The organism is Niallia sp. M35, assembly GCF_050971705.1.
Taxonomy (GTDB): Bacteria; Bacillota; Bacilli; order Bacillales; family Cytobacillaceae; genus Niallia; species Niallia circulans_A.
Genome location: NZ_JBPCEP010000049.1, coordinates 1 through 871, shown reverse-complemented (window position 1 = coordinate 871; position 871 = coordinate 1). Strand labels below are relative to the sequence as shown.

General features: G+C 37.3%; 1 protein-coding gene. It reads left to right on the top strand.

Features of this window, described 5'->3' with window-relative positions; translation table 11 throughout:
- Positions 1-871: tail fiber domain-containing protein (locus tag NiCM35_RS26610; protein WP_490885108.1), on the top strand; the 871-nt coding region annotated here is incomplete at both ends.

Below are 871 nucleotides of genomic sequence, written 5' to 3'. Positions count from 1 at the left end.
AAAAATGACATTGGGTTATATTCATACTTAGACTTAGATCCTGCTTTCGCATATATTTTTCACTTATACGATGGAGATATCCAGACAGGTAGACGTATATTCATGAATCCAAACGAAATTCGATTCTGGCCAAGTGGAGGAACCACAGGAGATAAACTTATTTCCATTAACAAAAATGGAATTAATGTTTTTGGTAAAGATGTTTATGTGAATGGAACTGGTTATGGAACATTGCTAGCAGAAGCTTCTCCCCTTTCTGCAGGTGGTATTAGAACCAATGGAGAAGATTTTTACATTGGTGTAGATGGAACAAATGGCGGAGAGTTACGAGTAACCAATTTATCTGGTTATAATTATGGAAATGGGATTTCATATAAACCAGTTAGAGCAGCTGATTTTTTAGGTGGTGGTTCAAGTAATACGCTATTCCAATCTCCATCGAGTGCTATCCTAGAATCCAGAAGTAATGAAGTGTATGCCCGAAGCAATATTGAATTGAGAGTTGTTAAACCAAATACATGGAACACTTATGTACCTGTACGTGCTTCCTCATTCCCTACTGGCTCCATGGCAGAATATAAGCAGGATATCAGACCTCACACAGATAGTGCTCTTGCTGTTATTAATAGTGCAACCATTTATGACTATCGATTAAGAACTGAGGTAGCTGATGGCAAAGACAGGCTACGTACTGGGTTGGTAATTGGAGAAGGTTATAAAACTCCACCATGCGTTATTGATGGAGACGGAGTAGAACAGTACATGATGAATAGTTTATCTTGGCTCGCTATTCAAGAGTTAGACAAGAAATATAAAGCATTAGAAGTAGAAAACTTTGCTTTAAAACGCAAAGTAGAAGAATTAGAAAAAG